At 37.6% G+C, this 4985-nt stretch carries 3 protein-coding genes and 2 pseudogenes; 2 read left to right on the forward strand and 3 right to left on the reverse strand.

All coding sequences use genetic code 11. The annotated features are described in order from the left end of the window. Nucleotides 1-409: 409 nt before the first annotated feature. Nucleotides 410-1339: pseudogene (gene repM / locus WA249_RS18695) on the reverse strand (replication initiation protein RepM); the annotation flags it as partial. 584 nt (nucleotides 1340-1923) lie between these two features. Between repM and WA249_RS18700 the strand changes: the two are divergent. After that, nucleotides 1924-2490 carry a hypothetical protein gene (locus tag WA249_RS18700; RefSeq protein WP_004854578.1) on the forward strand — a complete coding sequence of 189 codons (567 nt, stop codon included), beginning with the start codon at nucleotides 1924-1926 and terminating at the stop codon, nucleotides 2488-2490. A gap of 32 nt (nucleotides 2491-2522) precedes the next feature. Here WA249_RS18700 and WA249_RS18705 read toward each other — a convergent pair whose 3' ends face one another. Then, nucleotides 2523-2702 carry a hypothetical protein gene (locus WA249_RS18705; protein ID WP_159196778.1) on the reverse strand — a complete coding sequence of 60 codons (180 nt, stop codon included), beginning with the start codon at nucleotides 2700-2702 and terminating at the stop codon, nucleotides 2523-2525. 344 nt (nucleotides 2703-3046) lie between these two features. On the opposite strand from WA249_RS18705, the pseudogene WA249_RS18710 reads away from it, so the two are divergent. Beyond that, a pseudogene (locus WA249_RS18710) lies at nucleotides 3047-3334 on the forward strand (MFS transporter); the annotation flags it as partial. Nucleotides 3335-3341: 7 nt separating this feature from the next. On the opposite strand, the gene WA249_RS18715 reads toward WA249_RS18710, so the two are convergent. Continuing rightward, nucleotides 3342-4832, reverse strand: coding sequence for an amidase (locus WA249_RS18715; protein WP_336170917.1), 1491 nt, complete (start codon nucleotides 4830-4832; stop codon nucleotides 3342-3344). Nucleotides 4833-4985 lie beyond the last annotated feature (153 nt).

Below are 4985 nucleotides of genomic sequence, written 5' to 3' on the forward strand. Positions count from 1 at the left end.
AATATTTGACACAGGTCAACGCATCAGCTTGTTTAAGATATGGAGAAACAAGATGATTGATCCCTAAAATCATAGCGCAACTCGGGTTTGATTAAAAAAAAGCCTCTTTTTTAAGAGGAGCTACAGCTGTGTCGGCTGGGACAATAATTTTGCAAGTTCTTCAGAGGATTAATTTTTACTGTTTGGCATTCACGTAGTCATAAAATTGAATTTGCTGTTTTGGGTCTTTTAGCATGATGCGAAGCCGTTGCATAAAATCATCTGGAGATTCGCTTTCCTGTTTTAAATGAGCGAATTTCTTGTCACGGGACATATTGAACGACAAGCTGTTCACCTGCATATTTCGCAATTCAATAAACTTAGGTTCATCGACCTGTTTGATTGGTGCAGATTGGATTTTTTTAGAACCAAAGCCGAGCTGTTCCAGTAGCGGGTAAAACATCCTGAATTTTTTAGGCTCTAAAAGCATATCGGCAAGGCGTTTCGTAAAGTCTTCGGCTGACTCTCCGATCTCTGCATATTCGCTACCAACTTCGGGCATTTCAGATAATTTATGTGCGAACAAATGCCGTTGGGCATCGGTCATTTCAACAAAAAAATCGGGTGTGTTTGGATCTCGTTTAGGGTCGATTTTTTGTTCTACTTTTGGCTGTGGTTTTTGTTTGAATCGGAATGAAAAACCACTAATTGAACGACCATTTTTATGTTGTTCTACCTTCACTTTAATGTCTGTTTTTTCATTAATTTGCTGTAATGATGGTTCTAAAACACGACTTTTGAAATGATTCATTGCTTTGTATTCATTAGGTTCAACTCCTAACTGACTTCTGAAATCCGCTAGTTTCAAAATTGGAGTTTTACCTACCTCACGCCATGTTATCAATAGTTCATAAAGTCGTATTGCATACTTGCCTGTAAGTCCTGAAACTTGATTAATCTGATAGCTTGTAAAGTGTTTCTCAAGTCGTGTAATTAGTGGAACTACATCAGGGGCAAAGGTGATTTCTAGTAGAGCAGAATCATCAATGTATTTAATACGACTAACCCATCGTGAGCGAACAATACCAATCCCTTTTGATGTTTCTTCTTGGAATGAAAATTGTCGATCAAATAGGTTGTTTACAGCTTCTTTTAAAGCCTTGTAAGCACCTTCTTTTGTGACATTGAACTGTTTTGCATAATCACTGGCATGAATTTCTAACTTACTGTCAGCAGTAATTCCTTTCCCTGTTTCTCTAGCACTGATAATTGCCAATAAAATTAACCTTTGTTCTGTTACCTCCAAGTTGTAACTGGCATTCATAAGAGCATTATCTTTTACAACTAACCCGCCTTTCATTAAGACACCATTATTTTTATGTATATTAAGACACACTATATTTTTATGTGTCTTAATGCAAACTATTTGTGTCGGTATTGGTGTTTTTGAACAAACTATTTGTGTCGGTATGACAAACTATTTGTGTCGGTATGTCCTCTGAAACGCACGTATATCAATACTTTCAAGGCTCTTAAAAGCATTTAAAAGCTTTTTATATTATTAAAAGCCCAAAAAAATAAAAAACGGCATTTAAAACTGCCCTATGTTTTCGCTTTGCTCAAACTCTATTGAATCTCGCTGCGCTCGATTCCTGGGGGCAGTTTTTTCAAAGACTGGCTAGGACGCTAAAAACAAAAATGGATTCGCTACGCTCATAAAGCTTTATGCTCGCTTCGCTCGTCATGGAGCCAATAACTGCCGTCGCTTTGCTCTGTAAATCTTGTTATGGAGCAATAGGAAGCTTGTAATCAGGGAAAAGAAAGGGGCGAAATTTTTATAACGCTCAGTCGCTCGTAGACACTCGCTCGGTTTGTTGTTGAAAATCATATATTTAAAATTCTATCGTATAGATTTATTAAAACTAACGTATAGGAGCAAATATTATGGCTAAAGTTATCGGTATCTTTACAGGTAAAGATTTGAAGTGGATGGAATCAGAAGGCGGTTCAGGCTATTGGATAGTACGTACAGACCGTATTAAAAGTGCTGAATATGTAATTTTAATTCGAAATCATAGAGAAACATGGGCGGTAAAAGATGGCTTAGGTCATGGTCAAGCCTTCATGGTTGGTAAAATTTCGGGCTGTATTCCGACTAAAAAACATGCTGGTAGAAAATTAATTCAAATTAGTGAATATGCACTGTTGCCAGACACAGAAAACTTTAAAAAGGCTTGGAAAAAATTAACAGCAGGTCAAAGATATCCAGTAGCTTATTTGAATACCAATGATCTATTACAAAACATTGACCTTGATGTTGAAAAGCTTGAGTGGTCTGCCTTTAATGCAAATCCAAATGCAGAAACTGCTTCACATGAATCTGAAATTATTGCTGAAGAAGCTGTAGACGAAACAAAAGAACTATCTGAAATTATTGCTGAAGCTAAAGAAATGATAGCTCATGCAGCAGGTATTGACGTGGATAAAGTTAATATCCAAATCAGTTTCTAATTAATTTTTTTTAATAGCTCATAGCCATTTAGTTATGAGCTAATTTTTTTTAAATATTCTTCAAAATCTTGCTTGTTTAAATCACCTGAAACGTACTGATCATAAAGTTTTTGATGATTTTCAGTGATTTCTAAATCGTAATATTCTCGATCTGATTTCTTTAAAAACACCTCTGACAAACGATTATTTTTTTCGGTATCACTTAATTTCATGGTCTAAATGCTCCTATTTTGCGTTTATTGGCGGTTTTAGCTCTGTTTAGCTAGATTTCCCTGTTTTTGAGAAAAGGGCGCTTAAATGCGATTTTAGGCGGTTTTTACGCTATGGGGCGAAATTCGATATTGGGGTGTTGCTAACAAGCAAATTTTTAGCGGTTTGGAGATTTATCATTTTCCGACAGCAGGAGGGAATGCACGCTTCCGCGTTTCTCAGAAACAAACCAAAATTTCTGAGTAGCAACGAAGGAATGCACGCTTACTCGTTTCTCTTCGATAAACAAAAACCACCTTTGAAAAAGATAAAAATAAGCCCCAAAAGTTGGGGCGTTTTGAAATTTTTTTTAGAGCAACTTCTTGCACAATGTTTACATGCATTTAGTTTTGGCTTATTCCATTTGATTGCAATGAAAGTTATTTTCCAAAACTTTTCAGCAGAACAGCAGGGACGTGGTCAAGCACTCTATAGCACGATGTGGGGATTAGGCGTTGCATCAGGTAGTTTATTAGCGGGACATTATTGGCAGATTTTTTCAGGCTCGACGATATTTCTCTGTGCGAGTATCGTCGTGCTATTGGGCTTGATGTTGGTAATTTGGCTGCCGAATCAAGTTGAAACAACAGCCTAATGATCATTTAGATTTTTATCTTTTGATATTCTGGCATCCAAGGTTGTGTCTGTTCAAGCTGAGCAGCAAGTTGCAGTAAACGATCTTCGCGACCAAAAGGTGCAATGAATTGACTTCCTAAAGGTAAGCCATTTTTATTCCAATAGAGTGGGATAGACATTGCGGGTAAACCAGTTACATTGGCAAGTTGCGTAAATGGAACCCAGCTTAAATTATCTCTCACCATTTGCTCAACTAGCTTTCCTTGAGCTAAATAATGTGCTTTTCCAACTTTTAAAAGACCTTTTAAAATTGGTTTTTGCCAAGCAGGGGTTGCGACTTCTCCATTTTTTGGGGCAACCGAAGCAGTGGTTGGTGTTAAATATAAATCATACTGTTCAAAGAAAAGATTCATTTGAGTACTGTAGTGTCCCCAATTATTCAAAGTATGAATATATTCTGTTGCAGTGGTTTTAGCCCCAAAAGCAGCCAAGGCAACAGAATCAAGTTCAAAATCATGATCTGTTGCACCTGACATTTGCTTAATTTGCGCTTGCATATAAGAGAATTGGCTAAACCAAGTTGTGACGAAATCTTTTGCTAATGCCATTCCATCAATTTGTGGGTGATCCTCAACCACAATATGTCCTAATGATTCCAAAAGCTTTGCTGTTTGATGAACGGCTTGAATCGCATCCTTAGATACTTTAGTGCCAATCGGTGATGCAGTATTAAATGCAATTTTTAATTTTTTAGGTGTTTGTTGAATAACATCTAAATATTTCTGGGTTGGTGCTTCAATTTTAAATAGCGAAGTTTGTTCTGGACCTTGGACTGCATCTAACATCGCCGCACTGTCTCGAACCGTTTTACTCAAGACATGTTGCATTGCAGCACCATGCATCGCTTCACTATATTGCGGTCCCCAAGGCGTACGTCCTCGGCTCGGTTTCAAACCGAATAAGCCACAATAAGAAGCTGGAATACGAATTGAACCGCCACCATCACCAGCGCCTGCAATTGGAACTAAACCGCCAGCAACAGCCGATGCTGAACCGCCAGAAGAGCCACCACTATTATGTTTTAAATTCCAAGGGTTATGACAAGTACCCCAAGCATCAGGTTCAGTAATGCCTTTGATCCCAAACTCAGGCGTATTGGTACGGCCGAATGTAATAATACCTGTTTCTTCCCAACGATTGACAATTTCAGCATTAAAATCAGGCGTATAGTTTATATTTTTGAGTGCTTGGCTTCCGTACGAGGTTGGAATACCTTGATATTCTTGAAATAAGTCTTTGACCAAAAAGGGAACACCAGCAAACATACCTGATTTAGGTTGATGGGCACGATGTTTTGCTTGCTCATACATTGGAATAATGACTGCATTAAGCTTTGGGTTAACCAGAGCTGTACGTTCTAATGCGATTTCCAATAACTCAGAAGGATGAACTTGCTTTTGCTTGATCAACTGAGCTAAACCTAAACCGTCGTATTGGATGTATTCAGAAAATTTCATAGCCTTTATCCCTTCAGCTAAATTTTTATAAAGTAGAGGCACTTGCAAAACTCCACAAACAGCCTGAATTAACATTTTTTGAAAAAAGTTGTAGATGTTAAAATGAGCTTTGAACCGTACCGGGTTTGTCGGAGACTTTTTTATTTAAGTTAA

Source organism: Acinetobacter sp. 161(2023) (assembly GCF_037027805.1).
Classification (GTDB): Bacteria; Pseudomonadota; Gammaproteobacteria; order Pseudomonadales; family Moraxellaceae; genus Acinetobacter.

What these genes read in the sequence shown, in the direction of transcription:
- WA249_RS18700 (WP_004854578.1), top strand. Translation starts at nt 1,924, where the DNA reads ATGGCTAAAGTTATCGGTATCTTTACAGGTAAAGATTTGAAGTGGATG.
- WA249_RS18705 (WP_159196778.1), bottom strand. Translation starts at nt 2,702, where the DNA reads ATGAAATTAAGTGATACCGAAAAAAATAATCGTTTGTCAGAGGTGTTT.
- WA249_RS18715 (WP_336170917.1), bottom strand. Translation starts at nt 4,832, where the DNA reads ATGAAATTTTCTGAATACATCCAATACGACGGTTTAGGTTTAGCTCAG.